26 protein-coding genes and 1 riboswitch are annotated in these 25897 nt (G+C 71.2%); of the genes, 9 read left to right on the forward strand and 17 right to left on the reverse strand.

All coding sequences use genetic code 11. The features are described from left to right. Positions 1-9 precede the first annotated feature (9 nt). On the reverse strand, positions 10-150 hold the full coding sequence (locus ACIOHP_RS17950) for an SCO1431 family membrane protein (protein ID WP_361531405.1): 141 nt from the start codon (positions 148-150) through the stop codon (positions 10-12). 99 nt (positions 151-249) lie between these two features. Beyond that, positions 250-1614, reverse strand: coding sequence for a peptidase C39 family protein (locus tag ACIOHP_RS17955; protein ID WP_401888475.1), 1365 nt, complete (start codon positions 1612-1614; stop codon positions 250-252). Between the two features lie 221 nt (positions 1615-1835). On the opposite strand from ACIOHP_RS17955, the gene ACIOHP_RS17960 reads away from it, so the two are divergent. Together ACIOHP_RS17960 and ACIOHP_RS17965 are read left to right on the forward strand one after the other, a co-directional pair. Continuing rightward, complete coding sequence (locus tag ACIOHP_RS17960; protein WP_401888478.1) at positions 1836-2456, forward strand: uridine kinase; 621 nt, start codon at positions 1836-1838, stop codon at positions 2454-2456. 433 nt (positions 2457-2889) lie between these two features. Then, the gene (locus ACIOHP_RS17965; protein ID WP_361555521.1) at positions 2890-4755 is read left to right on the forward strand and encodes an AAA family ATPase; all 1866 of its coding nucleotides are present in this window, start codon (positions 2890-2892) and stop codon (positions 4753-4755) included. Positions 4756-4863: 108 nt separating this feature from the next. Here the strand turns inward: ACIOHP_RS17965 and ACIOHP_RS17970 are convergent, their stop codons facing one another. The 9 genes from ACIOHP_RS17970 to ACIOHP_RS18010 form a co-directional block, all read right to left on the reverse strand. Continuing rightward, entirely contained in the window at positions 4864-5934 is a 1071-nt protein-coding gene (locus tag ACIOHP_RS17970) for a hemolysin family protein (RefSeq protein WP_401888481.1), read from the reverse strand. After that, positions 5931-7259 carry a hemolysin family protein gene (locus tag ACIOHP_RS17975; protein ID WP_361555527.1) on the reverse strand — a complete coding sequence of 443 codons (1329 nt, stop codon included), beginning with the start codon at positions 7257-7259 and terminating at the stop codon, positions 5931-5933. The genes ACIOHP_RS17970 and ACIOHP_RS17975 overlap by 4 nt, the downstream gene beginning before the upstream one ends. Positions 7260-7433: 174 nt before the next feature. Beyond that, a complete protein-coding gene (locus ACIOHP_RS17980) occupies positions 7434-7877 on the reverse strand; it encodes a PH domain-containing protein (RefSeq protein ID WP_361555530.1) in 444 nt (147 codons plus the stop codon). A gap of 14 nt (positions 7878-7891) precedes the next feature. Beyond that, positions 7892-8749, reverse strand: a complete 858-nt coding sequence (gene hisG, locus ACIOHP_RS17985; RefSeq protein ID WP_361555533.1) for an ATP phosphoribosyltransferase — start codon at positions 8747-8749, stop codon at positions 7892-7894. Positions 8750-8796: 47 nt separating this feature from the next. Continuing rightward, positions 8797-9069 (reverse strand): phosphoribosyl-ATP diphosphatase, encoded by a 273-nt coding sequence (locus ACIOHP_RS17990; protein WP_307033373.1) that lies wholly within the window; start codon positions 9067-9069, stop codon positions 8797-8799. Positions 9070-9103: 34 nt separating this feature from the next. Beyond that, positions 9104-9589, reverse strand: a complete 486-nt coding sequence (ribH, locus tag ACIOHP_RS17995; protein WP_086764975.1) for a 6,7-dimethyl-8-ribityllumazine synthase — start codon at positions 9587-9589, stop codon at positions 9104-9106. A gap of 17 nt (positions 9590-9606) precedes the next feature. Beyond that, the gene (locus ACIOHP_RS18000; protein WP_401888487.1) at positions 9607-10905 is read right to left on the reverse strand and encodes a bifunctional 3,4-dihydroxy-2-butanone-4-phosphate synthase/GTP cyclohydrolase II; all 1299 of its coding nucleotides are present in this window, start codon (positions 10903-10905) and stop codon (positions 9607-9609) included. Continuing rightward, positions 10902-11537 (reverse strand): nicotinamide riboside transporter PnuC, encoded by a 636-nt coding sequence (locus ACIOHP_RS18005; protein WP_401888490.1) that lies wholly within the window; start codon positions 11535-11537, stop codon positions 10902-10904. Before ACIOHP_RS18005 ends, ACIOHP_RS18000 begins: the two co-directional genes overlap by 4 nt. Beyond that, positions 11534-12139 (reverse strand): riboflavin synthase, encoded by a 606-nt coding sequence (locus ACIOHP_RS18010; RefSeq protein WP_307033367.1) that lies wholly within the window; start codon positions 12137-12139, stop codon positions 11534-11536. The genes ACIOHP_RS18005 and ACIOHP_RS18010 overlap by 4 nt, the downstream gene beginning before the upstream one ends. Positions 12140-12285: 146 nt before the next feature. After that, a riboswitch (FMN riboswitch) is annotated at positions 12286-12416 on the reverse strand. A 222-nt stretch (positions 12417-12638) separates the two neighbouring features. Between ACIOHP_RS18010 and ACIOHP_RS18015 the strand changes: the two genes are divergently transcribed. Then, positions 12639-13526, forward strand: coding sequence for an RNA polymerase sigma-70 factor (locus ACIOHP_RS18015; RefSeq protein WP_401888493.1), 888 nt, complete (start codon positions 12639-12641; stop codon positions 13524-13526). 91 nt (positions 13527-13617) lie between these two features. After that, positions 13618-14367: an SDR family oxidoreductase gene (locus tag ACIOHP_RS18020; protein ID WP_401888496.1), complete on the forward strand. Its 750-nt coding sequence runs from the start codon at positions 13618-13620 to the stop codon at positions 14365-14367. A gap of 25 nt (positions 14368-14392) precedes the next feature. Here ACIOHP_RS18020 and ACIOHP_RS18025 read toward each other — a convergent pair whose 3' ends face one another. Then, the gene (locus ACIOHP_RS18025; RefSeq protein WP_401888499.1) at positions 14393-15565 is read right to left on the reverse strand and encodes an ROK family transcriptional regulator; all 1173 of its coding nucleotides are present in this window, start codon (positions 15563-15565) and stop codon (positions 14393-14395) included. A 131-nt stretch (positions 15566-15696) separates the two neighbouring features. Here ACIOHP_RS18025 and ACIOHP_RS18030 point away from each other — a divergent pair, with 131 nt between their 5' ends. Beyond that, on the forward strand, positions 15697-16908 hold the full coding sequence (locus tag ACIOHP_RS18030; RefSeq protein WP_401888502.1) for an MFS transporter: 1212 nt from the start codon (positions 15697-15699) through the stop codon (positions 16906-16908). Here the strand turns inward: ACIOHP_RS18030 and ACIOHP_RS18035 are convergent. After that, entirely contained in the window at positions 16868-17326 is a 459-nt protein-coding gene (locus ACIOHP_RS18035; RefSeq protein WP_401888504.1) for an acyl-CoA thioesterase, read from the reverse strand. The two genes, ACIOHP_RS18030 and ACIOHP_RS18035, sit on opposite strands and share 41 nt — an antisense overlap. Positions 17327-17471: 145 nt before the next feature. Between ACIOHP_RS18035 and ACIOHP_RS18040 the strand changes: the two genes are divergently transcribed. After that, on the forward strand, positions 17472-18869 hold the full coding sequence (locus ACIOHP_RS18040) for a solute carrier family 23 protein (RefSeq protein ID WP_361555561.1): 1398 nt from the start codon (positions 17472-17474) through the stop codon (positions 18867-18869). Here the strand turns inward: ACIOHP_RS18040 and ACIOHP_RS18045 are convergent. Further along, a complete protein-coding gene (locus ACIOHP_RS18045) occupies positions 18851-19972 on the reverse strand; it encodes a glycoside hydrolase family 6 protein (protein ID WP_401889159.1) in 1122 nt (373 codons plus the stop codon). The genes ACIOHP_RS18040 and ACIOHP_RS18045 overlap by 19 nt on opposite strands. A 172-nt stretch (positions 19973-20144) precedes the next feature. Here ACIOHP_RS18045 and ACIOHP_RS18050 point away from each other — a divergent pair, with 172 nt between their 5' ends. Both ACIOHP_RS18050 and ACIOHP_RS18055 read left to right on the forward strand, forming a co-directional pair. Continuing rightward, a complete protein-coding gene (locus ACIOHP_RS18050; protein ID WP_361555564.1) occupies positions 20145-20831 on the forward strand; it encodes a DUF5995 family protein in 687 nt (228 codons plus the stop codon). 68 nt (positions 20832-20899) lie between these two features. After that, the gene (locus ACIOHP_RS18055; protein ID WP_401888508.1) at positions 20900-21373 is read left to right on the forward strand and encodes a hypothetical protein; all 474 of its coding nucleotides are present in this window, start codon (positions 20900-20902) and stop codon (positions 21371-21373) included. Here ACIOHP_RS18055 and ACIOHP_RS18060 read toward each other — a convergent pair. Then, a complete protein-coding gene (locus ACIOHP_RS18060; RefSeq protein ID WP_401888511.1) occupies positions 21334-23049 on the reverse strand; it encodes a flavin monoamine oxidase family protein in 1716 nt (571 codons plus the stop codon). The two genes, ACIOHP_RS18055 and ACIOHP_RS18060, sit on opposite strands and share 40 nt — an antisense overlap. Positions 23050-23087: 38 nt before the next feature. Next, complete coding sequence (locus ACIOHP_RS18065; protein WP_401888514.1) at positions 23088-23876, reverse strand: carbon-nitrogen hydrolase family protein; 789 nt, start codon at positions 23874-23876, stop codon at positions 23088-23090. Positions 23877-24164: 288 nt separating this feature from the next. Between ACIOHP_RS18065 and ACIOHP_RS18070 the strand changes: the two genes are divergently transcribed. After that, positions 24165-24704 carry a Repetin gene (locus ACIOHP_RS18070; protein WP_401888517.1) on the forward strand — a complete coding sequence of 180 codons (540 nt, stop codon included), beginning with the start codon at positions 24165-24167 and terminating at the stop codon, positions 24702-24704. Here the strand turns inward: ACIOHP_RS18070 and ACIOHP_RS18075 are convergent. Beyond that, positions 24673-25869 carry an MFS transporter gene (locus tag ACIOHP_RS18075; protein ID WP_401888520.1) on the reverse strand — a complete coding sequence of 399 codons (1197 nt, stop codon included), beginning with the start codon at positions 25867-25869 and terminating at the stop codon, positions 24673-24675. The genes ACIOHP_RS18070 and ACIOHP_RS18075 overlap by 32 nt on opposite strands. Positions 25870-25897: the final 28 nt, after the last annotated feature.

A 25897-nucleotide genomic window follows, 5' to 3' on the forward strand; every position in this document is an offset into this window, starting at 1 on the left:
TGGATCAGGTCACAGCAGACCGAGCTGGGTCACGAGCATCGCGACCACCACGACGAGGGTCCAGCCCATGACGTGCTCGAGGACCTTCGGGCCGTCTTCCTTCGGTCCGCCGGTGCGGACACGGGTGGCGGTGGCTGAGTTCGCAGTCATGTGTCCACCTTGCCACCGACCAGGGCTTTTGCGGCAGAGACGTCGGTCACAGCGGAAAGGCCCCGGTTTCCCGGGGCCTCGATCCGCTCGGCGCGTGACTCAGCGCACGCCCACCGCCGCGAGGGCCTTGCACTGCCGTGCGGTCGGCTTCGCCGGGAAGTAGAGGTAGCAGACACCACCCGTGCCGGAGACGACCTTGCCGCTGGCGTTGTACCGCTTGGTGCGCAGCCAGATGTTCTCCCACTCACGCCGCTTGTAGACCCGTCGCACGGCGTCGTCAGTGGGTGAGGCGGGGTCGTTGGCGATCACGTCGCCGTCGGCGGTGAAGCCGATCACGGTCATCAGATGGCCGGAGGTGCCGTAACCCGCGCCCGTCAGCTCCTCCTTGAGGAAGGACTGGGATGTTATGGCCGGGATGCCGGCCGCGATCAGCGTCTCCAGGTCGGCGAGGGAGCCGAGCCGGGTGACCACGCCCTGGAGATCCTTGAACGTCGCCGCGTACGCAGCGTTGAACGGCCAGTTCCCGCAGCCCGCGTACTGGTAGTCGAACGTGTACCGGGCCGCGTGGCACACCTGCGGATCGGCATAGGTCGGATCGACCCAGGCGAGCTGCTCCGGGGTGAGCCGGCCGCCCCAGTACTCGATGATCATCTGCGAGGAGGTGGGGCTGCACCAGGCCTCGCCGCCGTTGTCGTACTCCGGGTACTGACCGGCGTGGATCTCCTGCGAGTAGCGCGGGACGGTCAGCTCCTGGGCGAGGCCGGGCGTGGAGGCCGGGACGGTGAAGCGGTCCGGGATGTCGGAGCCCATCGCGCCGAGCCGCCACACGGTGGGGGTCTTCCTGGTGCCCGGCTTGCGGTAGAGGGTCAGCCGCAGCCGGTACGAGGTGAGGCGCAGGCCCGTCGCCGGGTCGTCGACGGCGAAGGTGTCCGTCCAGATGCTGCTCTTGTCGTCGGTCTGGTCGTCGACCGAGGTCCGCCGGATGTCCTGGTCGCCGGCGGCCCAGCGGCCCATGACGTACCAGGGGGTGTCCGTGCCGTCGGAGTAGGTCCCCTTCAGCTCGACCTGGAGCCAGGTGCCGTCCGGGGTGTGCGCGTTCCAGGACGCGATCGCCTCGGTGGCGGGGACGGCGAGCCGGTGGACGGGGGACGTCCAGGTGGCGTACTCCCAGGCAGCCGTCTTCCCGGTGTGCGGGTCCGTGTAGTCGACGCTGCCCGCGGCGGCGCCGATCACCACCCCCGGCCGGGGACCGGCGACGGCACGGGCGCCCTTCGCGCTGCCGCCGCGCCAGTCGGCGTACGTGATCCAGAAACGGTTGTCGACGAGGCGGGGTTGCGCCCGGTCGGTGTCCGCTGCGTCGGTCGTGCCGTCGGCGGCGGCCGCCGGGCTCGCCGCGCCGGCCACCGCTGCGGCGACCGCGGCGGCCAGGACGGTTCTGCGGGACGGCTGTTCGGCTCTGCTCATGGGCGGAATGACCCCCAAGTGGTCCGAGTCTGGGCAGGTCCACTGCACGGTTGTGCGCCAACTATGGCCAAAGCCGCACGGTCCTGCCAGCACTTCGGGCCATGCCACGCCCACGAATATGGGACTGGACCACTGGCATGACCTGCGACGGCGTACCCCCGCACCGCCACTAGAGTGCTGACCGCTCCCCGTCGGACTCGTGAAAGCTCCAGGACCCGGCCATGCACGCCCTCGCCGACCATCTCCGCGGCCTCCCGCCGTCCTGCGGCCCGGTCCGCCTGATCGCCGTCGACGGCCACGCCGGCTCCGGAAAGTCCACGTTCGCCGGACGGCTGGCGGCCGCGCTGGGCGGCGCGCCGGTGCTGCACCTGGACGACATCGCGAGCCACGACGAGCTGTTCGACTGGACCGGCCGGCTGCTGACCCAGGTGATCGAGCCGCTCGGCCACGGCGGGACCGCGCACTACACCCCCTACGACTGGCACACCCGCCGCTTCGGCCCGCCCCGCGCACTCCCGGCGGCGCCCGTGGTCCTCGTCGAGGGCGTCGGAGCGGGGCGCCGCGTGTTGCGCCCGCATCTGGCGCGGCTGCTGTGGATGGAGCTGCCCCGCGAGGAGTCCTGGACGCGTGGCAGGTCGCGGGACGGGGAGGAGCAGCGGGAGTTCTGGGCCGGGTGGGTCCGGGCCGAGGCCGAACACTTCGCCAAGGACCCCTCGCGCCCCTCTGCCGACCTTCTGGTTCGGCAGGGAAAGAAGGGGTACGAGGTGCTCCCGGGACCTTCCGGGACGGTTGGACCGGACCATAAAATCACTCTGGGTGACGGACCATCCGCTGTGTGCTGAACTTGTGAAGACCCTTGCTTCCGAACTTCCCGGAGTGCTTCAACTCGGCTTGACCGGGGGGCCGTACAGGACTTACGTTCTGAATGTGCGGCCTTCAGCAGCCGCCCTCAGACGCGAAGCCCCCGGTTGTTCCCCCGTGATCGGGGGCTTCGTTCTGCCCTCAACTCCTTTTCCGGGCGCTGCGAGCCGTTATTCGCTCACCCTCGGTCACCATTCCGTGTGCGCCCCGTCTGCTCCCACCTCGCCAAACGGCCTGTGCGGCACCCTTCGGCGGGCCGCACCCCCGAAGGTACGATGCCCTCGGTGCGACCTACGGACGGGCAGCTCTGCGCACCGTTGCAACTCCGGTCCGCAGCAAGGCGGTTCGATCAAGGCGGTCGGCGGGCGACGGCCCGGTGACTCACCAACGGGGGCACGGTTTGTGGGGGACGTGATGGACTTCGGCACGCAGGGCCCGCAGGCCCCGGCCGACCTCGCCTGGCTGCGAGGTGTGGATGCCTACACCATGGGCGCCTATCCGCAGGCGGAGGAGGAGTTCCGCGCCGCGGTGCGGATGGACCCGGGAATGGCCGACGGCTGGCTCGGGCTGCACGCGTTGCGCGTCGACACGACGACCGCGCTGCTGCGGATGTTCCGGCACCGGGAGCGCTTCGGGGAACAGCGGGCCCGGCATCGTCGCACCCTCAACTCCTGGTACTGGCTGGGCTGGTGGGTGCAGCCCGTGCTGGAGAGCCCGCGCGACCTGCTGCTCGCGCACGCCTCGCACTGGCTGGACGGACGCCATGTCCCCGAGCTGGACCGGGCCCTCGCGAGCCTGCCGCCCGTGGACACCGACGCCCAGGTGCGCTTCCTGCACGCCTGCCGCGCCTATCTGGTCAAGGACTGGGACCAGCTCGTCCGGCACACCGACCCGCTGATCGACGATTCCCTGCTGGGCATCGAGGCGGGTCTGTTCGGCGGCATGGCCCGGGTGCGCCTGGAGATGTTCGGACAGGCCGAGCCGCTTCTCTCGGCGGCCCTGATGCGCTGTCGCAGCGAACAGCCCCAGCGCAAGGAGCTGCGCTACTGGCTCGCCCGCGCGCACGAGGGCACCGGCCGCTCCGCCGCCGCCCTCCCCCTCTACCGTGCCGTGCACCGCGTCGACCCGGCGTTCATGGACACCTCGGCCCGGCTCGCCGCGATCGCCGAGGGCGACGGCTACGACGACGCCGCGGCGGACCTCGCCTCGATCGCCCTCTCCGGCGCCCAGGACGTCCTGGAGGGACCGGACGGCCTCGACCCGCTCTTCGGCGGCACCGACGGACGTGACCTCAAGTTCTCCGACCCCGACCTGCCGCCCGCCGGCCCGCTGCCCTCGGTGACCGACCCCTCGGTGCGCGAGAAGCTCATCCCGACCCAGGCGCTGCCCGCCGGCCCCACCGACCCCGTCTTACTGGAGGAGGCGCTCACCGAACTCGAGCGCATGGTGGGCCTGGAACCCGTGAAACGCCAGGTCAAGGCATTGTCGGCCCAGCTGAACATGGCGCGGCTGCGCGCCGGGCAGGGTCTGCCGGTCCAGCCGCCCAAGCGGCACTTCGTCTTCTCCGGCCCCTCGGGCACCGGCAAGACCACGGTCGCCCGCATCCTGGGCCGCGTCTTCTACGCCCTCGGGCTGCTCGGCGGCGACCACCTCGTGGAGGCCCAGCGCGCCGACCTCGTCGGTGAGTACCTCGGACAGACCGCCGTGAAGGCCAACGAGCTCATCGACTCCGCGATCGGCGGGGTGCTCTTCGTGGACGAGGCGTACTCGCTCTCCAACTCCGGTTACGGCAAGGGCGACGCGTACGGCGACGAGGCGCTCCAGGTGCTGCTGAAGCGGGCGGAGGACAACCGGGACCACCTCGTGGTGATCCTCGCCGGCTATCCCGAGGGCATGGACCGGCTGCTGGCCGCCAACCCCGGGCTGTCGTCCCGCTTCACGACCCGGGTGGACTTCCCCTCGTACCGCCCCCTCGAACTCACCTCCATCGGCGAGGTGCTGGCCCATGAGAACGGTGACGTGTGGGACGAGGAGGCCCTCGACGAGCTGCGGTCGATCGCCGGGCACGTGGTGGACCAGGGGTGGATCGACGAGCTGGGTAACGGGCGGTTCCTGCGGACGCTGTACGAGAAGAGCTGCGCGTACCGGGATCTGCGGTTGTCGACGTATCCCGGGATGCTGACGCGGGACGACTTGTCGACACTGCGGCTGCCGGATCTGATGCAGGCGTACGGGGAAGTGCTGTCCGGGCGTGGGCCGCAGGACCCGTCAGCGATGTGAGGGGCGCCTACGAGCTCGGGAGCTCCCGGTTCGTCGGCGGGTGCGAGTAATTCGTGGTTGCTCGCGCAGTTCCCCGCGCCCCTAAGGGGGCGCGGGGTGCGGCCTGCGTCAGCTCGCCACCGCTTCCTTCTGCTCGGCCATCCTCGGCTGCGGCGGTGTCTCCCGGTGGGCCGGGTCCGTCACCTCGCCCACCAGGAGTTCCAGTACGTCCTCCAGCGCCGCCAGGCCCAGGACCCGGCCCGACGCGTCCGTGACCTGGGCCAGGTGCGTCGCCGCTCGGCGCATGACCGTCAGGGCGTCGTCCAGGGGGAGCTCGGACCGCAGGGTCGTCATCTTGCGCCAGAGGTGCTGGGGCACCGCCCGCTCCGACTCCTCCAGGTCCAGTACGTCCTTCACATGCAGGTAGCCCATGAAGGCGCCGTTGTCGGCCACGACCGGGAAGCGGGAGTAGCCGGTGCGGGCCGTGAGCTCCACGACCTGGCCGGGTGTGACCGAGGGCCCCACCGTCACCAGTGACTCGCGCTTCAGCAGGACGTCCGTGACCGGGCGGGAGCCCAGTTCCAGGGCGTCCTCGAGGCGTTCCTGCTCCTCGGGGTCCAGGAGGCCCGCCTGGCCCGCGTCCTCCACGAGCCGGTTGAGCTGCTCGCTGGTGAAGACCGCCTCGACCTCGTCCTTGGGCTCGACACGGAAGAGGCGCAGGATGCCCTGGGCGCAGGCGCCGAGGGCGATGGTGATCGGCCGGCAGACGCGGGCGAAGGCGACCAGACCGGGGCTCAGCCACAGCGCGGCCTTCTCCGGGGCCGCCATCGCGAGGTTCTTCGGGACCATCTCGCCGATGACGAGGTGGAAGAAGACCACCGCGGCCAGGGCGATGACATAGCCGAGCGGGTGGATCATGCCGTGCGGCATGTGGATCCCCTCGAAGACCGGCTCCAGCAACTCGGCGACGGTCGGCTCGGCGACCGCGCCCAGCGTCAGCGAGCAGACGGTGATGCCGAACTGGGCCGCGGCCATCATCTGCGGCAGCCGCTCCAGGCCGTACAGCACCTGACGGGCCCGGGCCGTGCCGAGCGGCTCGATCTGGCTGCGCCGGACCGACACGAGGGCGAACTCGGCGCCGACGAAGAAGCCGTTGGCGAGCACGAGCAGGGCGGCGAACAGGAGTTGGAGCACGCTCATCGGGCGGCCTCCACAACCGCGGGGGCCGTTCTGACCAGTCGTACGCGCTCGGCGCGGTAGTGCCCGACCTGGCGTACCGAGAGCCGCCAGCCGGGAAGTTCGGCCCGGTCGCCCACGGCCGGGATCCGGCCGAGCAGGTCGGCGACGAGCCCGGCGACCGTCTCGTACGGTCCTTCGGGCACGTCGAGGCCTATGCGCTGAAGGATGTCGACACGGCAGCTGCCGTCGGCGTCCCAGGCAGGCTTGCCCTCCTCCGCCGGGGCGGCGGCGAGTTCGGGGACGTCCAGACCGTCGTGCTCGTCGCGGACCTCGCCGACGATCTCCTCGACGATGTCCTCCAGGGTGACCACACCGGCCGTGCCGCCGTACTCGTCGACGACGACGGCGATGGGCTGCTCACTGCGCAGCCGGGCCAGCAGCGGCTGGACCGGAAGGGTCTCCGGCACGAGCAGGGCCGGGCGGGCGATCCTGGCGACCGGGGTGCGCAGCCGGTCGTGGGCCGCGACGGCCAGCGCGTCCTTGAGGTGCACCATGCCGACGATCTCGTCGATCTTCTCCCGGTAGACGGGGAAGCGGGACAGGCCGGTGGCGCGGGTCAGGTTGACCACGTCCTCGGCGGTCGCGGACACCTGGAGCGAACTGACCTTCACGCGCGGGGTCATCACGTGCTGCGCGGTCAGCTCGGCCAGCGACAGGGTCCGTACGAAGAGGTCGGCCGTGTCCTGTTCCAGGGCGCCGGCCCGCGCCGAGTGCCGGGCCAGGGAGACGAGCTCGCCGGGGGTGCGGGCGGAGGCCAGCTCCTCGGTGGGCTCGACGCCCAGGGCGCGGACCAGACGGTTGGCGACGGCGTTCAGCGCGGCGATGACCGGGCGGAACAGACGCGCGAAGGCGTGCTGCGGGCCGGCCACGAAACGCGCGACCTGCAAGGGCTTGGACACCGCCCAGTTCTTGGGCACGAGTTCGCCGATCACCATCTGCACGGCGGAGGCCAGCAGCATGCCGACGACCACGGTGACACCGGAGACGGCCCCCTCGGGGACACCGATCGCGGTGAACGGACCGTGCAGCAGCTCCGCGAGCGCCGGTTCGGCGAGCATGCCGACGACGAGGGAGGTGATGGTGATGCCGAGTTGGGTGCCGGAGAGCTGGAAGGAGAGCTCCTTGAGCGACTCGACGACCGTACGGGCTCGCTTGTCGCCCTCGGCCGCGGCCTTCTCGGCGTCCGGTCGCTCGACCGTCACCAGGCCGAACTCGGCGGCCACGAAGAAGCCGTTGGCGAGAATCAGCAGGAAGGCAGCCGCCAGGAGCAGCAGGGGGATGGTCATGCCGCCGCCTCGGTATGCCGGGAGGGGGCGGCGCAGGTACTACAGGACGATCCGTCCATCGCTGGAGGGAATCACTCCTCGGTTAGCAGTGGGCCTCTGAGGACCGGGGGGAACCTCAGCGGCGGAGGCGCCACGAAAACGCCTCCGCCAACAGATTAATCAAGACATGGCCCTCTACGGCAGATCCCCCGGGCCGCGGGACTCGACGAGCGACCGCAGTGCGCGGGCGTCGGCGATGGCCTGCTGCTTGGCGATACCGGGCTGGATGCCGAGGGCGGGCAGGCTGGTGCCGTCGGTGAGGTTGAGGAACACCCAGGGGTCGCCCGGCCGGAGATTGACCTGGACGATCTCGGCCCAGTCGAGATGCCGCTTGCCGGCGATGTTCACGACGGTGACACCGGACTCGTCGGCGACCACCTTCACCCGGGCGAGCAGGGCCAGCACACCGGCCAGGAGCGCGGCGGTGAAGACGAAGCTCAGGCGCTCGCCCGGGCCGAGCTTCTCCAGCAGCAGCGCGATCGCCGTGATGACCACGAAGAGCGCGACGGCGGCGGTGAGCAGGACGGCCCGGGTGCGGCCCGGCCGGAAGGTGACGGGGAGGGTGGGAACGTCGGACATGGCTGCGCGGCCCCTCAGAGACGGCAGGCGTGGATGGACGTCGTCAGGATCGCCCGGGCGCCGATGTCGTACAGGTCGTCCATGATCCGCTGCGCTTCCTTGGCCGGGACCATCGCACGGACGGCGACCCAGCCCTCGTTGTGCAGCGGGGAGACGGTCGGGGACTCCAGGCCCGGCGTCAGCGCCACGGCCTTCTCGAGCTGCTCGACCCGGCAGTCGTAGTCCATCATCACGTACGTCCGGGCCACGAGGACGCCCTGGAGGCGGCGCAGGAACTGCTGGACCTTGGGCTCGTTCTCCGCGGAGGTGTCGGCGTCCACGCGGCGGATCACGACCGCCTCGGACTTCATGATCGGCTCGCCGAAGACCTCCAGGCCCGCGTTGCGCAGCGAGGTGCCGGTCTCGACGACGTCCGCGATGACCTCGGCGACACCGAGTTCGATGGCGGTCTCGACGGCGCCGTCGAGGTGGACGACGGAGGCGTCGACGCCGCTGTCGGCGAGGTGGCCCTCGACGATGCCCTCGTAGGAGGTGGCGACCGTCTTGCCCTTGAGGTCCTCGACGCCCTGGGCCGTGCCCGGCTTGGCGGCGAAGCGGAACGTGGAGCGGGCGAAGCCGAGCGGGAGGATCTCCTCGGCCTTGGCGCCGGAGTCGATCAGCAGGTCACGGCCGGTGATACCGATGTCGAGGCGGCCGGAGGAGACGTAGATCGCGATGTCGCGGGGGCGGAGGTAGAAGAACTCGACCTCGTTCACCGGGTCGACGATCCGCAGCTCCTTGGACTCCCGGCGCTGCTGGTAGCCGGCCTCATGCAGCATCTCCGCCGCAGGGCCAGACAGGGAACCCTTGTTGGGGACGGCGATGCGCAGCATGAGGTCGGCTTCCTTCGCGTGACGGGGTGGGTGCGGAACTGACGGATTCACAGGTGGGCGTAGACGTCGTCCAGGGAGATGCCGCGGGCGACCATCATCACCTGGACGTGGTACAGCAGCTGCGAGATCTCCTCGGCGGCCGCCTCCTTGCCCTCGTACTCGGCGGCCATCCAGACCTCTGCGGCCTCTTCGACGACCTTCTTGCCGATGGCATGGACGCCCTTGCCGACCAGCTCTGCGGTGCGGGAAGTGGCGGGGTCGCCGGTGGCGGCCTTCTGCTGGAGCTCGGAGAAGAGCTCCTCGAACGTCTTATTGGACATGGTGACGCTCAGCCTATGCCACACCCGGGTTCCGTCAGCGCCACGGTTCAGATACTGAGCGGAGGGTGGCCGCGGTCGCCACCGCGGCCGTCACCGCCTCGTGCCCCTTGTCCTCGTTGGAGCCCTCGATGCCCGCCCGGTCCAGGGCCTGCTCCTCGGTGTCGCAGGTCAGCACGCCCATACCGATGGGGACACCGGTGTCGACGGAGACCTGGGTGAGGCCCTGGGTCACGCCCTGGCACACGTACTCGAAGTGGGGGGTGCCGCCGCGGATCACGACGCCGAGGGCGACGATCGCGTCGTAGCCGCGGCCCGCGAGGACCTTGGCGACGACCGGGAGCTCCCAACTGCCGGGGACCCGGAGCAGGGTCGGCTCGTCGATCCCCAGGTCGTGCAGGGCGCGCAGGGCGCCGTCCACCAGACCGTCCATCACCTTCTCGTGCCACTGCGCCGCGATGACGGCGACCCGCAGGTCGCCCACGTTGCGTACGGACAGCTCCGGTGCACCCTTGCCGCTCACGTTCTCTGATCTCCTCGTTACTGGTTGCTGCAGGTGGACATCGACGCCGTCGCGGCCGTGTCCAGCCAGGGCAGGTCGTGTCCCATCCGGTCCCGCTTGGTACGCAGGTAGGTGAGGTTGTGCTCGCCCGCCTGCACCGGCATCGGCTCCCGTCCGTTGACCTTGAGGCCGTGGCGCAGAAGGGCGTCGGACTTGTCGGGGTTGTTGGTCATCAGGCGCACACTGCGCACACCCAGGTCCTCGAGGATCTGGGCGCCCGCACCGTAGTCCCGGGCGTCGGCGGGCAGGCCGAGTTCCAGGTTGGCATCGAGGGTGTCGCGGCCGCGCTCCTGGAGCTCGTACGCGCGCAGCTTGGAGACCAGTCCGATGCCGCGCCCCTCATGACCGCGCAGATAGACCACCACTCCCCTGCCCTCGTCCTGTATGCGGGCCAGGGAGGCGTCCAGCTGGGGTCCGCAGTCGCAGCGCGCGGAGCCGAAGATGTCGCCGGTCAGGCACTCGGAGTGGACGCGCACCAGGACGTCCTCGCCGTCGCCGATCTCGCCGTGGACGAGGGCGACGTGCTCGACGCCGTCGACGGTGGAGCGGTAGCCGTACGCCGTGAACTCGCCGTGGGAGGTGGGCAGGTGGACCTCGGCCTCGCGGCGGACGGTGGGCTCGGCGGTCCGGCGGTAGGCGATCAGGTCCTCGATGGAGATGATCGTCAGGCCGTGCTTGCGGGCGAACGGGATCAGCTCGGGCAGCCGCAGCATACGGCCGTCCTCGCCGGCGATCTCGACGATGGCGCCGGCCGGGCGCAGGCCCGCCAGCCGGGCGAGGTCGACGGCGGCCTCGGTGTGGCCGTTGCGCGTGAGGACCCCGCCGGCCTTGGCGCGGAGCGGGAAGACGTGGCCGGGGCGCACGAAGTCGGTGGGCTCGGCGTCGCCGCCCGCCAGCAGCCGGAGCGTGGTCGCGCGGTCGGCGGCCGAGATGCCGGTGCTCACACCGTGGGCGGCGGAGGCGTCCACGGAGACGGTGAACGCCGTCTTCATCGACTCGGTGTTGTCCGCGACCATCTGCGGCAGTTCGAGCCGCTCCAGTTCCTCGCCCTCCATGGGGGCGCAGATCAGGCCACGGCACTCGCTCATCATGAAGGCGACGATCTCGGGGGTCGCCTTCTCGGCGGCGATGACGAGGTCGCCCTCGTTCTCCCGGTCCTCGTCGTCGACCACGACGATCGGGCGGCCGGCGGCGATGTCGGCGATGGCCTGCTCGATCGGGTCGAGCGTGAGGTCCTCCACGCCGTCGGTGCTGTACAGGATCGGTGCCGTGCTCATGCCGGCGCTCCTTCCAGAGCGGGCCGCGTGCCCTGGCGGGAGCGCAGCCACCAGTCGCGCATGCCCCACAGGACGAGCGCGCCGTAGATGACGTAGACGAAGCCGGAGAAGGCGTAGCCGTTGGCGAAGTTGAGGGGGACGCCGACCAGGTCGACCAGGAGCCAGGCGAACCAGAACTCGACCATGCCGCGCGCCTGGGCGTACATGGCGACGACGGTGCCGACGAAGATGTAGGCGTCGGGCCAAGGGTCCCAGGACAGACTCGGGTACGCCTTGAAGAGCAGGGCGACCGCGACGGTGCCGGCGGCGGCCGCGCCGGCCATCACCGCGCGCTCGGTCCAGGTGGCGAAGCGCGGGGCGATGTGGCCGCCGCGGCCCTTGTCCCGGTTCCACTGCCACCAGCCGTACAGGGCGACGACCATGACGATCGCCTGCTTGCCCGCGCTGCCGGTGAGATGGCCGTAGAACGCGCCGAAGAGGATGAGGCCGGCCAGGAACTGCACGGGCCAGCTCCAGATGGAGCGCCGCCAGCCGAGGGCGAGGGCGGCCAGGCCGGTGATGTTGCCGATCATGTCCGACCAGAGGATGTGCTGGTCGAAGGCGGTGAACGCCTCGGAGTTCAGCCAGTTCACCGGCCTGCTCCCTGGGTGCTCGCGAGCAGCCGCTCGACGTACTTGGCGACGACGTCGACCTCGAGGTTGACCGGGTCGCCGGGCTGCTTGTGGCCGAGCGTGGTCAGGTCGAGGGTGGTCGGGATGAGGCTGACGGTGAAGTAGTCGGGTCCGGCGTCGACGACGGTGAGGCTGATGCCGTCGACGGTGATGGAGCCCTTCTCCACGACGTAGCGCGAGAGGTCCGCGGGGAGGGAGACCTTGACGATCTCCCAGTTCTCGGACGGTTTGCGCTCCAGGACCTGGCCGGTGCCGTCGACATGGCCCTGCACGATGTGGCCGCCGAGACGGGCGCCCACGGCGGTGGGGCGTTCGAGGTTGACGCGGGAGCCCACGGCGAGGGCGCCGAGGCTGGAGCGGTCGAGGGTCTCGGCCATGACGTCCGCGGTGAACTCGTCGCCCTCGTGCTCGACGACGGTGAGGCAGACGCCGTTGACCGCGATCGAGTCACCGTGCTTCGCGCCCTCGGTGACGACGGGGCCTCGCAGGCGGAAGCGACACGCATCGCCGAGGTTCTCGACGGCGGTGATCTCGCCCAGCTCTTCGACGATTCCGGTGAACACTTCCCGGGTCCTCCTGCCACATCGGGGCACGGACTCCGGGGCTGTCGATGACGACAGAATGAACGAGCAGGAGCACTGGGGGCGACGCCGGACAGACCCGCCCACATGGACGAGTAGATACGGCGACGCGCACGAATGCCCGCCCGCCGCGCACTGCCTCCCATCCGGACTTTAACCGTCGGTCCAGGAATTTCACCTGGTCAACCGGTCACTGGAAGTGACCGGGTCGCGGACTGTAACCGCCGGTTCGGACTTTCACCGACCCCGGAGTGCGCTGCTTTAAGGTACAGAGCCAGTGTGCCACGGCCGATCGAGGTCCATACGGGTGAGTGATGTGGAGTGGCTCACAGGTGGTGTCGCTGGACTTCTCAACTCGCCCGACCTGTTGGACTCTTTGGTCTAGTCCTTTTTGGATCTCCGCAGACGGCCCGGCGGCGGTGACGACGGCCCTTGCCCGCCGCCGGGTCCCTCACCACCCGGGCATGGCAGGGTGACAGGCATGACGAGTGCGATCGCCGACGAGTTCGAGAGCCACCGTCCGCGGCTGTTCGGCCTGGCCTATCGCATGCTGGGCTCGGCGGAAGAGGCCGAGGACACCGTCCAGGACGCCTTTCTGCGCTTCAGTGGCGCCGACCGGGCCGGCATCGAGCACCTCGGGGCCTGGCTCGCGAAGGTCGTCACCAATCTCTGCCTGACCCGGCTGACCTCGGCCAGGGCACGGCGCGAGACCTACGTCGGGAGCTGGCTGCCGGAGCCCGTCGTCACCTCGGACGGCACGCTCGGCCCGCTGGAGTCGGCCGAGCAGCGCGACGCGGTGTCGATGGCGCTGCTGGTCCTGCTGGAGCGGCTCACGCCGACCGAGCGGGCGGTGTACGTGCTGCGGGAGGCGTTCGCCTACGGATACCGGGCGATCGCCGACGTCCTCGATCTGAGCGAGGCCAACTGCCGCCAGTTGCACCGCAGGGCGGTCCAGCGGGTGGGCGAACCGCGGTCGCGGTTCGAGGCCGTGCCCGAGCGGCGGGAGGAACTGGTCGCGACGTTCGTCACGGCGGCCCGGGAAGGCGATCTCGCCGGTCTGGAGAAGCTGCTCGCCGCCGACGTGACCTGGTGGAGCGACGGCGGCGGCAAGGTGTCCGCGGCCCGGCGGCCGGTCGAGGGCCGCGAGAAGGTGGTCCGCTTCGCGCTGGGTTCGTTCCAGAAGTGGGGCGCCGAGCTGCGGCTCACGACGGCGGAGGTCAACGGCGGGACCGGGGTCGCCATGTGGACGGGCGGGGTCCTCGCCGCCCTGGTCACCTTCGACCTGCGGGACGGGCTGATCGCCGGCGTGCGGGCCGTGCTGAACCCGGACAAGCTGGAATTCGTACGCGGTCAGCTCGCCCACCCGTAGGGGCCTGTCACATTTCACCGGGGGTACGTGGTCTCACCGGGCGAGGGGCGCTCCGCCCGGGAGCGCCCGGCGTCCGAAGGGACTGAACAGCATGACCACGATCCTGGTGACCGGCGGTACCGGAACGCTCGGCCGGCTCGTCGCCGAGCGGCTGCGGGCGGACGGGCACGAGGTGCGGGTGCTCAGCCGGCACGCCCAGCCGTACGCCGTCGACCTGCGCGAGGGGGGTGCCGCGCTGGACGCGGCCGTCGAGGGCGTGGACACGGTCGTGCACTGCGCGACCACGCAGACCGGCGGCGACGAGAAATCGGCCGGGAACCTGATCGCGGCGGCGCGGCGGGCCGGGGCGGGACATCTGGTCTACATCTCGATCGTCGGCGTCGACCGGGTGCCGTTCGGGTACTACCGGTCCAAGCTCGCCGTGGAGCGGCAGCTCGAGGAGTCGGGGCTGGGGTGGACCGTGCTGCGGGCGACCCAGTTCCACGATCTGCTGGTGAGGATGTTCCGGGCGATGGCCAAGTCGCCGGTCATGGTGGTTCCCGCGGGGGTGAGCGACCAGCCGGTCGAGGTGGCCGAGGTCGCGGACCGGTTGGCCGATTTGGCGGCCGGAGCGCCCGCGGGGCGGGTGGCGGACCTGGGCGGGCCCGAGGTGCGGTCGTTCGAGTCGCTGGCCCGGGCCTACGTGAAGGCGACGGGGCGCCGCCGGGCCGTGGTGAACGTGCCGTTGGCGGGAAAGGCGTACCGGGGCTTCCGGGCGGGTGGGCATCTGGCGCCGGAACGGGCCGTGGGGAAGGGGACGTTCGAGGAGTATCTGGCGCGGAGGTTCGCCGGCAACGGGTGAGTACCGCTGAAGCGGCTCCGCGCCTCTAGCGGGGCGCGAACAGGTCGTCCTGCGCCCGGTCCCGGGCCGTCAGCAGAGCGCCGCGCAGGACAGCCCCACCGCCCAGAACGCTGGGGCGCACCTCGGTCGGCAAGGGTGACATCCGGCGGACTCGCCGCTCCACACGCGCGGCGAGTTCCTCCCCGCCCGCCTGCCCGACCTCCCCACCGAGAACCACACACCCGGGGTCCAGCACGGCCACGACGGACGAGACGCCGACAGCGAGCCGGTCCGCCAACGCGCCCAGGAAGCCGTCCGCCCCCTCCGCCACGGCCCTGCCCACCAGCACGGCCGCCACCGGCTCGGCCCCGGACGCGGCGCCCACCACTCCGTGCTCCCCCGCCAGTTCCGCGATCGCCGCCGACCCCGCCAGCGAGTGGAACCCCCCGTCGCACCCCGTCGCCGACGGCAGCCCCCGCGTCCCGGGCACCGGCAGGAACCCGATCTCCCCCGTCCCCCCGGAGGCGCCCCTGCGCAACGAACCGTCCAGCACCACGGCCGCCCCCGTCCCGTGTCCCAGCCACAGCAGCACGAACGTGTCCCGGTCCCGCGCCGCCCCCTCCCGCTGTTCCGCCAGCGCCGCGAGGTTGGTCTCGTTCTCGACGTGGACACGGGCCTGCGGGAGGCGTTCCTGGAGGGCGGCGACCAGGCGGCGGTGCCATTCGGGCAGGCCGGTGGAGTCGCGGAGTTCGCCCGTGGCCGGGTCGACCAGGCCGGGCGCGCCGATGCCCACGGTGTGGAGCCGGTCCGCGCCCGCCTCCTTGGCCGTGCGCTCGACCAGCGTCACCGCCTGCTCGACCGCCGGTCCCGTGCCCGTGTCGTCGCCGATCGGCACCGACGCCTCGGCCAGCACCCGCCCCAGCAGGTCGGAGACGAGGACGGAGACGCCTTCCGTGCGGACGTCGAGCGCCGCCAGATGGGCGAGGTCCGCGACGATGCCGTACAGCTTCGCGTTCGGTCCGCGGCGCTGCTCGCCCGACTCCCCGACCACCTCGATCAGGTCGGCGGCGATGAGGCGTTCCACCAGGTCGGCGACGGTGGGGCGGGACAGACCGGTCAGCTGCTTCAGCTGTCCTGCCGTCAACGGGCCTTCCTGCTGGAGCAGTCGCAGTGCGAGCCGGTCGTTGATGGCCCTGGCGGTGCTGGGGGATGCGGGCATGCCGGGATCCTTCCAGATCGGCCGGGCCCTCAGGTCGGCGTGAGGGCGGCCTTCAATCGACTATCTATCAGGCAGGGACCCTGATAGTTTACGTCGCCGATGGGGACCGGAGACCGCGAAGGGGCGGGAGAATGAGCGCAGTGCAGTACGACGAGGGCCAGGTGAAGCGCGCCCGGTACGCCGTGGCCGCGGTCTTCGCCGTGCACGGCGCCGTGACCGGTTCGTTCGCCACCCGGGTGCCGTGGATCCAGGACCACTCCTCGGTGAGCGCGGGCCAGTTGGGCCTCGCCCTCGCGTTCCCGGCCCTCGGCGCGTCCGTGGCGATGCCGCTGGCGGGGAGTATCAGCCACCGTTTCGGTGCGCGGAACGCCCTGCGCGGCCTCATCTCCCTGTGGACGCTGGCCCTGGTGCTGCCGGCCCTGTCCCCGAATCTGCTGATCCTGTGCCTGTCCCTCTTCGTCTACGGCGCCACCGCCGGCATGGCGGACGTGGCGATGAACGCGCTCGGTGTCGAGGTCGAGAACCGGCTCCACCGGTCGATCATGTCGGGACTGCACGGCATGTGGAGCGCGGGCGCCCTGGTCGGCTCGGCGGCCGGCACGCTCGCCGCCCATCTGGGCTCGGACGCGCGTCTGCACCACGCGCTGGCCGCGGCCGTGCTCACCTTCCTCGGCCTGCTGGCCTGCCGTTGGGTGCTGGACCTCCAGCCCACCGAGGACGAGGAGCCGCCGCCGCGGTTCGCGCTGCCCCCGAAGTCGGCCCTGCTCATCGGTGCCGTCGGCTTCTGCGCGGTGTTCGCGGAGGGTGCCAGCCTGGACTGGTCGGCGGTGTATCTGCGGGACCAGTTGGAGACCTCGGCGGGACTCGCGGCCGCCTGCACGACGGGCTTCACGTTCACCATGGCCGTCGCGCGGCTCGCCGGCGACCGGATCGTGGACCGGTACGGGTCCGTGCGCACGGTCCGGACCAGCGGTGTCCTCGCCGTGCTCGGCGGGCTGCTCATCGTCGTGGCGAACCATCCGGCGGTGGCGATGGCCGGGTTCGCGCTGATGGGGCTGGGGATCGCGGTGGTCGTGCCGCTGTGCTTCGCCGCCGCGGGCCGCAGCGGGTCCAACCCCAGTCTGGCCATCGCGGGTGTCGCGACCATCACGTACACCTCCGGCCTGATCGCTCCCAGCGCGATCGGCACCATCGCCCAGGCGACCAGCCTGCTGGTGTCGTTCGTCCTGGTGACCGTGCTGGCGAGCGGGCTCGTGGCCTTCGCGGGTGTGCTGCGCGCCGGGGACCGCGACCGTCCGAAGGTCAGCCCGCCGGCCGCAGCAGTTCCCGACCGGCGGCCCTGAACCGGTCGCTCCACGGCGCGGGGCGCATCGTCTCGAAGTCCAGCCGGACCAGAACACGGGTGCCCCGCGCGTAGGTCACCGAGCCGTCCTGCGAGCAGAAGCGGAAGCCGTACGTCAGACCGGTGTTGCCGAGCCGCTCCAGCCACAGGTGGACGGCGTAGGTGCCGGTCCGGGTGACCGGGGCCTCGTAGCCGATCCGCAACTCCTTGACCGCGTTGCAGGCGTCGCCGGCCGCGACCCAGTCGCCGTCGAAGTGGATGCCGTGCTCCTGCCACAGCTCGGTCCAGGCCTGCTCGACCTTGAGCGGGTAGCGGGCGTTGTGCAGCAGCCCGAGGGCGTCCAGATCGTCGAAGTGGACGGTGACGGGGATCAGCCGGCCAAAGGCGGGGGCGGGGGCGGGCAGGGCTTCGGCGGTCACGGGTGAGGCTCCAGGGGCGTATGGCGGGGGTCCCCTCATATTAAGCGGGCGCTCACCCCAAAGCGGCCCCCGGGGCGGTGACCTGGGCGGATCTCCCTGACAATGGTCCGGACATCCGCACGTACGACGAAAGCGAACCCGCACCATGGATCTTGGCGTCGGCTGGAAACTGCACGGCGACGGACGCACCCCGGCGCCCGGAGCGGTGGTCCGCCCCGACGAGCGGCTCTCCTGGCCGCGCACGGTCGGGCTGGGTGCGCAGCACGTGGTGGCGATGTTCGGGGCGTCCTTCGTGGCGCCGGTCCTGATGGGCCTGGACCCCAATCTCGCGATCATGATGTCCGGCGTCGCGACCGTGATCTTCCTGCTGGCCACCCGCGGCCGCGTGCCCAGCTACCTCGGCTGCTCGCTCTCCTTCGTGGGCGTCGCTGCCGTGATCCGCGCGCAGGGCGGCACGAGCGCCACGGTGACCGGCGCCGTCTTCGTCGTCGGTGTCGCGCTGTTCCTGGTCGGTGTCGCCGTGCAGCGGTTCGGCGCGCGGATCATCCACGCCGCGATGCCGCCGATCGTCACCGGCGCGGTGGTCATGCTGATCGGCTTCAACCTGGCCCCGGTGACGGCCTCCACCTACTGGCCGCAGGACCAGTGGACGGCTCTGCTGGTCATGCTGTTCACCGGTCTGGCGGTCGTCTGTCTGCGTGGCTTCTGGTCCCGGATCGCGATCTTCCTCGGGCTGGTCTTCGGATACGGCATCTCCTGGGCCTTCGACCGGATCTTCGGCCGGATCCACTCGGCGGACGCGAGCGGCAGGCTCACCGACCACTGGCGGCTCGACCTCTCCGCGGTCGGCCAGGCCGACTGGATCGGGCTCCCGGCCTTCCACGGACCGTCCTTCGAGTGGTCGGCGATCCTCGTCGCGCTGCCCGTCGTCATCGCCCTGGTCGCGGAGAACGCCGGACACGTCAAGGCGGTCGGCGAGATGACCGGCGACTCGCTGGACGACAAGCTCGGCACGGCGATCTCGGCGGACGGCATCGGCTCGATGCTCTCCACGGCGGTGGGCGGCCCGCCCAACACCACGTACTCCGAGAACATCGGCGTGATGGCCGCGACCCGTGTCTACTCCACGGCCGCGTACTGGGCAGCCGCCGGTTTCGCGCTCCTCTTCGGCCTGTGCCCGAAGTTCGGCGCGGTCGTCGCCGCGATCCCGGGCGGAGTGCTCGGCGGCATCACCGTGATCCTGTACGGCATGATCGGCCTGCTCGGCGCGCAGATCTGGATCAGCGCCAAGGTGGACCTGCGCAATCCGCTCAACCTGGTGCCGGCCGCGGCGGGCATCATCATCGGCGTCGGCGACGTCACCATGAAGTTCACCGACACCTTCTCGCTGAGCGGCATCGCGCTGGGCACGCTGGTCGTCATCACCGGCTATCACGCGCTGCGGGCGTTCGCACCGGCCCACCTGAAGACGCAGGAGCCGCTGCTGGACGAGGGCACGTCCTCGTACGGCGAGGCCGAAGCGGCTCAGCGCGCCAAGTCGTAGGCGTACGACGGTGTGAACGTGCCGGGCGAGCCCTTGCAGCCGTCCGACTCCCCCGGCAGCTTCACCCACAGATAACCGTCGATGCGCGCCTCGCCGGTGTTGAGGGTCGGGGCCCGGCCGAGCTTGCGGCCGTCGGGGTCGCACCACTCGCCGTCGGGCGGGGCGCCGTTGCCGTTGCGGCTGGTGTCGATGACGGCGCCGAGGCTCGCCGGGCCGCCCAGGGCGTCGAGGACCCGTCGGTCATAGGCGATCTCGTCGGCGGTGCGGTGGAAGTTGGAGACGTTGCTGAAGACGCCGTCGGAGGAGGCGGCCGAGGCGGCGCCCGCCTGCCGCAGCAGATCGGCCTGCTTGGCCGCCGGGTGCCAGCCGGAGTGGCCGGCGTCGAAGTAGACCCGGGCCTTCGGGTTCGCGTCCTTGAGGGTCCGCCCGGCACGGGCCAACGAGGCGAAACGGTCGGCCCGTTGAGCGGCGGACAGACACTCGGACTGGGCTATCGAGTCGGGCTCCAGGATCACGACGACCTCGCCGGAGCCGAGCCCGGCGGCGAACCTGTCGATCCAGGCGTCGTAGGCGTCGAGGTCCGGCGCCCCGCCCTCGGAGGCCCCGCCGCAGTCGCGGCCCGGGATCCCGTACGCCACGACCACCGGCACCCGGCCCTGCGCCGCGCCCCCGGAGGTGACCGCACGCACGCGTGCCGTGATGGTGGCCGGCGTGTAGTCGGCGAACCAGACGGCCGCCGGCTGGTCGGCGATACGGGACCGTATGACGTCCTGGCGTGCGTCGCCGGGGTTGGCGCGGACCCAGTCGAGGACCTGTGACTCGGGGTGGCGGTAGAGGCGGGTGGAGACGGCCGCGGTCTCCTGCTTCTTCTCGGTCTTCGTCGGCGACGGCGTCGGGCTCGCCGCCTTCTTCTTCGGCGAGGCGGACGGAGAGGCCGACTCGGTGACCGAGGGGGACGGCGAAGGTGCGGGAGGCCGGAGATCCAGGGTCGGGGAGTCCGTCACCTCCGGGCGGGCCTCGTCGGAGCCCCGCCCGTCGTCGAGCGCGGACATCATCCCGGTCGCGGTGCCCACGGCGACCACGACGGAGGCCGCCGCGACCATGCCGCTCCGCCGGGCGGCACGTCGGCGCTCGGCCCTGCGTTCGGCCAGGCGATGGGCACGTTGGCCTGGCACCTGCTGATCCCCTCCCCCTTCGGCGGCGGCGTTCCCCCGTTCTGGGGAAGCACCGGGCCCGCCGACACTTCGGCCAGCCTAGGCCTGGGACCCTGCCTCCATGCCGCAGTTGGAACAGTTCGTCACTCCCGTCGACGCCGTCGTCTCACGGATGCGCGCCCTGGACGAGGCGCTTCCGGAACGGGACGGGATCGCGGTCTTCAACCGCGTCTACCTCGCCGTGACGGAGGCCGTCGGCCGGGGCATCGACGCGGGCCGGTTCACGGACACGCGCGCCGCGATCACGCTGGACGTGCGGTTCGCCGAGCGGTACCTGCGGGCGGTCGAGGCGGTGACCGACGAGCGCCGCCCGCCCGCGTGCTGGCGGCCCCTGTTCCAGTACCGCCGGCATCCGGGCGTACGCCCGCTGCAATTCGCGCTCGCGGGCATCAACGCGCATATCGGGCACGATCTGGCGCTGGCCGTCGTGGACACCTGTCGTACGCTCGGCTGCGAACCCGTCGACGTGGAGGACGAGTTCGACCGCGTGGGCGATCTCCTCGTCTCGCTGGAGGAGCGCATCCGCGAGGATCTGATGCCGGGTCCCGATCTCCTTCAGATCGCCGACCCGCTGACCCATCTGCTCGGCGCGTGGAGTCTGGAGCGGGCCCGGGACGCCACCTGGACGGCGGCTCGCGCACTGTGGGCGCTGCGCGGACTGCCCGATGTCGCCGGGGAGTTCAGGGAGCGGCTGGACACGGCGGTGGGGTTCGCGGGACGGATGCTGCTCACCCCGCTGCCGGACTGATCCGGCCCGGCCCGGGCTCTGAGGGGTCCGACGGGAACCGGACGCCCACCGAGCCTGTCTGGGCACACGTGGCGGAACTTCTTTTCCTGACCCTGGTCTTCGCACCGCTCGTGACGCCGTTCGTGGTCGTGGGCACCGCCCTGGCGCTGGCCAAGCGGGCCTACGACCGGGAGCTCGGCAGCGGGCTGCGCCTGCCCGATGCCACGTCGTGCGCGCTGCTAGCGGTGCTCGCCGGCACGGCCGCCCTCGGTGCCTACGCGTACGGCGTCATGCGGGGCTTCTACATCCTGGACCCGGACCAGATGTGCGCGGCCGCCGGTGCGCGCGGCGACCACGTGGTGACGCGGATGAGCCTGCCGGTCAGCGTGCAGTGCGTCACCGGGGACGGTGAGGGGACCGAACTGGTGCCGGGCTGGGTGAACCCGGTCGTGTACGGCGGCCTGGTCCTCTGCGTGCTGGCCATCGGGACGGCGGTCTCCTCGGGAGTCCGCCGTCGAACGGCTCAGTCCTCCGGCAGTTCCACCGGCGCGATCTCGTCGTAGACGTCCCCCGGGCCCGGGTTCGTCGCGTCGGTCGCCCCGCCGAAGTGGTGCATGACCCCCCACACAGCGTTCAGCGCGGTCTGGACCGCGCCCTCGGCCCAGCCGGCCGTCCAGGAGATGTCGTCGCCCGCCAGGAAGATGCCCCGCTTGTCCTCGGGCAGCCGGTCCTGCATGAAGTGCGTGAACAGGCGCCGCTGGTAGCGGTAGTGGCCGGGCAGGTTGGCCTTGAACGCGCCCATGAAGTAGGGCTCGTTCTCCCACGACACGGTCACCGGGTTGCCGATGATGTGCTTCCTGATGTCGACCTTCGGATAGATCTCGCCGAGCGACTTCAGCATGACCTCCATCCGCTCGTTCGCGGACAGCGGCAGCCACTTCAGGCTGTCGTCGCACCAGGTGTACGAGAGGCAGATGACGGCCGGCTTGTCGGGACCGTCGTCGAGGAGGTAGGTCCCGCGCGTCATACGGTCGGTGAGGGTCATCGACATGACGTCCCGCCCGGTCGGGTTTCCCCTGTCGTCGACGGCCTTGTCCAGCCAGAACGGCCGGTCGACGGGAACGAAGAGCTTCGAGGACTCCATGTAGTGGGTGCGCTCGATCGCCGTCCAGTGGTCGATCGGGAAGAGCGAGTCGTCGCAGGCGATCTTCGACAGCAGCATCCAGGACTGGGCGGTGAAGATCGCCGCCCGGTAGGTGCGGATGTCGCCGTCGGCGTCGGTCACCGTGATCCGGTTTCCCGCGGTGCGGTGCAGACGGGTGACCGCGGGACGCGGCTCGCCGTTCACGTGCAGCTGCGCCAGCGAGGTGCCGTAGGGCCAGTGGACGATCTTCTCGGGCGCGCGGTCCCAGAGCCTGAGCGGCAGTTGCTGGGAGCCGCCGACGATGCCGCGGTGGTGGTCGTCGGCCTCGGTGTAGACGACCCGCAGGATCTCCAGGATGGAGTTGGGGAAGTCGGTGTCCCAGCCGCCGGTGCCGAAGCCGACCTGGCCGAAGATCTCGCGGTGCCGGAAGGACCTGAAGGACTCGGAGTCGCAGAGGAAGCCGTAGAAGGTCTGGTTGTCGAGCTTCTCGACGAGCTTCGCCCAGATCTCGCGGATGCGCGGGACGTCCCGCTCCCGCATGGCCTGGTTCATGTCGGAGAAGTCGGCGCCCTCTTCGAGGCACTTGTTCCAGGCCGCGGCGACATCACGGTAGACCTGGGGCAGGTCGTCGACCGTCTCGGCGTAGTGCGACTCGCCCTTGAGGTCGACGACCGTCGAAGGGGTCGCCTCCGCGAGGGGGTTGGGGAAGGGCTGCGTCTTCAGGTCCACCAGGTCGATGTAGTGCTGGAGCGCCGTGGAGGACGGCGGGAAGCGCATCGCGCCCATCTCGGCGGTGAGGCCTTCGGTGCCCGGGCCGTCGAAGCCCACGGTCCGCAGCCGTCCGCCGATCTGGTCGGCCTCGTACACGACCGGCTTGAGGCCCATCTTCATCAGCTCGTACGCGGCCACGAGGCCGGACAGCCCGCCGCCGATCACCGCGACCTCGGCGCCGTGCTCGGTCGCCGGTATCTGGCCGAGGCCCGCCGGGTGGGCGAGGAAGTCGTCGTACGCGTACGGGAAGTCCGGGCCGAACATGGTGATCGGCGGCTGCTGCTCGTCGGCGTGCTGGACGGCGTTGGGCACCGTGGACGTCATGGGGTACGGACTCCTAGCGACTGCGAAAGATAGGGGGCTCAGACCAGGGACCCGTAGAGCGCGGGACGGCGGTCGTGCAGATACGGGTTGGCCTCGCGGGAGGCGGCGAGGGTGACGGGGTCGGCGTCCGCGAGCACCAGCTCCTCGCCGCGTCCGGCGCGGGTGCGGGCGACCCCGTCGGGACCGGCGAGGGTGGAGAGTCCGACGAACTCGAACTCCCCTTCCCGGCCGACCCGGTTGACGTACGCGACGTACATCTGGTTCTCGAAGGCGCGCACCGGGATCATCGACTCGGCGACGAACTGGAAGGGGTGCATCTGCGCGGTCGGTACGACCAGGAGGTCGGTGCCGGCGAGGGCGTGGGCACGGACGTTCTCCGGGAACTCGACGTCGTAGCAGATCATGAGGCCGACGGTCAGTCCGCCGAGCTCGGCCTGGACGACCGGCTGCTCCCCCGGGGTGAAGTGGTCGCGCTCGAAGCAGCCGAAGAGGTGGGTCTTGCGGTAGTTGGCCCGGCGGTCGCCCGTGGCGGAGATCAGCTGGGCGGAGTTGAAGACCGTGTCCCCGGAGCGCTCCGGATAGCCGTACGCGATGGCGAGAGAGTGCCGCGACGCGATCTCCGCGACCGCGTCCGCGCTGTCCCCGTCGGCCGGCTCCGCGAGGCGGGCGATGTCGTCGCCGATCGCGTACCCGGTGAGGAACATCTCCGGCGCGGCCAGCAGCCCGGCGCCCGCGGCGGCGGCACGGCCCGCGGCCTCGTCGAGGACCTTGAGGTTCTCGACGACCGAGCCGGGGCGGCCGGAGCTCTGGAGCAGGGCGGTACGCATGCGTGTCCTCACCGGGGCGAAAGGGTGGATGTGGGGGCCATGTAGACGGTACGGCGGGCTGACCAGGGCGGACAAGAAGGAGCCGTTGCGTGCCGGTAAGCGATTTGTTGCGTCCGTGCGGGGCGGAGCGGTGATTCGTTGCGCGCCCTCCCGTCCACCGGGAGGCGTACGCGGTACGGGGCGGACCAGCCTGGCGGCGTAGCCGGGATGCCGACCCTGGCGCGACGCGGCGGAGGCGGGGCCTCGGGACAGTGGTGACCGTCCCGTTCGCCCGCGGAAAGGACCGTCATGAACCGTCGTACGAAGGTCGCCGTGCTCGGCGCCACGCTCTTCCTCACCGCCGGACTCACCGGAGCCGCGGCTTCCGCGCCCGCCTCCCACCCGAAACCCCGCGAGGGCGCCGCCCTCACCGGCACCGCCAAGCTGCACCGTTCCGCCGGCGACGACATCACCTTCTCCTTCGACGCGCACCTCGCCGCCGAGGACAAGGCCGACCCGATGAGGGCGACCGGCACCTTCGAGTGGAGCCACTACCTGAACGGCGACGGCGCCTGGGCGAAGGCGAAGGTCGACTGTCTGGTCACCGGCGGCAAGGTGGCCGTCGTGTCCGGCATCGTCACCGACTCGGACCTGCCGGGCGCGAAGGGCACCCGGGTCGGCGTCACGGTGCACGACCTCGGCAACCGCGACCGGCTCGGATACAGCTGGGCGACGACCGAGGACCTGGGCCCCGAGGACCTGCCGAAGTGCGTCAGCTCCGCCCCGTTCGAGAAGGTCGAGAAGGGGACGGGGGACTTCACGGTCGTGCCGTGGCAGCCCGACTTCTAGCCAGCACCAGCGCCGTCACCAGGTACGGCACCGCCAGTACCGCGAAGACCGTGCCGTGGGCCGCGGTCGTGCCCAGCAGCGCGTACGCGCCGAAGGTGGCGACCGTGACCAGCTCCGTGCCCAGACTCGCGACGGAGGTGAGGGTGGCCCGGCGGGACTCGTCGATACGGTGCTGGAGGCGGACGTCGGCGAGCACCTCGGCCAGCTGGAACCCGCCGAAGGCGAGGCCGACGAGCGCGATGCCGGCCGGGGTCCCGGACGCGGCGCCGGCGGCCATCGCGAGCGCGGAGCCCGCCAGCAGCCACGCCGTCCCGGTGGTGCCGAGGCGTTCGGCCGGCCCGGTCAGCAGGCTCGCCGCCGTGACGAGCGTCCACACGAGCAGGATCAGGTAGGGCACCGTCGTCTCCGCCACACCGGTGTCCCGGGCCAGCAGGGGCGTGTACTCGTCGAGCGCGCCCCACACCGCGGCGACAGCGGGGACCAGCAGCAGGGCACCGCGTACGGAACGGTCCTCGCGGACCACGGCGAGTCCGGTCCGCAGGGTCGTCCACCAGCCGTCGCCCCCGGTCTCCGGCCGCGTCCGGTGCTCCGGCAGCCGGGCCGCCACCGCGGCGGCCAGCAGACAGGCCAGGACACTGCCCGCGCCCACCAGCGGGTAGCCGCCCAGCGCGAACACCGGCCCGGCGAGACCGATCGCCGCCATGGTGGCCGCCAGCCGCGCCGCGCGTACCCGTCCCATCACGCGCGCGTACCGGTCGGCGGCGCCGAGCCGGTCCAGCTCGTCGTAGGCCAGCGCCTCGAAGGAACCGGAGCAGAGTGCCCCGCCGATGCCCCACAGGACGAACCCGAGCGCGAAGGCCCAGTACGCGGGGACGATCACCCACAGGGCGAAGCCGACCGCGTTGAACAACGGGCCGGTCCACAGCAGCAGCCGTCGGGAGACCGCGTCGGCCAGGGCGCCGGAGGGGACCTCCAGCACGACGGCGGTGACCGACCACAGGGCGAACAGGGAGGAGATCTGCCACAGCGACATCCCGGTGTCGGCGAAGAGCAGCGCGTACACCGGGTAGAGCAGGACGAAGTCGTCGAGGAACGCGTAGCCGTACAGCGTGGTCGTCAGCCGACGGACGCCGGTCGTGGACACACGTGTGGGTGAGAGTGTCATGAGGCCTTCCCGGAAGGGCGGTTCGGAC

The organism is Streptomyces sp. NPDC087859, from assembly GCF_044742595.1.
GTDB classification, from domain to species: Bacteria; Actinomycetota; Actinomycetes; order Streptomycetales; family Streptomycetaceae; genus Streptomyces; species Streptomyces canus_F.